The organism is Nitratidesulfovibrio liaohensis (assembly GCF_011682075.1).
Lineage (GTDB): Bacteria > Desulfobacterota > Desulfovibrionia > Desulfovibrionales > Desulfovibrionaceae > Cupidesulfovibrio > Cupidesulfovibrio liaohensis.
The window spans coordinates 1-757 of record NZ_VSMK01000700.1 but is presented as its reverse complement, the minus strand read 5'-3'; the positions used below and the strand labels follow the sequence as shown (position 1 = coordinate 757).

1 protein-coding gene is annotated in these 757 nt (G+C 71.5%); it reads left to right on the top strand.

The window, feature by feature from the left end; genetic code table 11:
- A partial coding sequence (locus FVW27_RS21290) for a DVU_1557 family redox protein (protein WP_424991891.1) occupies positions 1-621 on the top strand: 621 nt, incomplete at its 5' end.
- Positions 622-757: the final 136 nt, after the last annotated feature.

Genomic DNA, 757 nt, shown 5'->3' with positions numbered 1-757 from the left:
CCCGGACCGCACATCACCGCCCGGCAGGAGAACCGCGCCCGTCTGCGCGACCGCCTGCTGCGCGAGGCGTACGGCGAAACTCCGCCCGATGCGGTGGCGCCGCTGACCCTGCGCATCGGGCCGGACATGCGCGTGGTCATGGAGCGGCGGCGCATCGTTGACGAAGAACTGCGCGGCGTGATCGCCGAGGCCGAACGTGCCGGGCGCTATTTCATCGACGCCGATACCGGCATGCGTCTGGCCTGTTTGCGCCGGGTGCGCGTCACCCACTGGGTAGGGTATGAGCCCGTGCCCGGAGGCGCCGGGGACGGGGCAGGGGGCGATGCCACGCCTGCCTACGCCATCCGGCAGGCCTATGCCCATCGCATGGTGTTGCCGCAAAAGCCGCCCGCCGGAGGGTGGAAGGAATCGCCCCATGAACCGGCCTACCTGCCCGCGTCGGGCAACTGGTCCTGCGCCTGCGGCGGCGTGCCGCGTCCCCTGTCGGTGGAGCTGACCTACCTTGGCAGCACCTTCAACGTGCGCCTGCTGACCTGCCCGGACTGCGGGCAGGTGCTGGTGGACGAGTCCCTGGCGCTGGGCAAGATGCTGGAAGTGGAACAGTTGCTGGAGGACAAGTGATCGTGCCGTCCGGTCCCGATGCTGCGGCCTTCGTGCCAGGGGTAGCCGCGCCTGCGGGGGATGGTGGCCCGGTCACCACTCCGCGCGGTCCGTGGGAGCACCCGGCCCTGCGGGCCGTGGCCGGTGCCACGCTGCG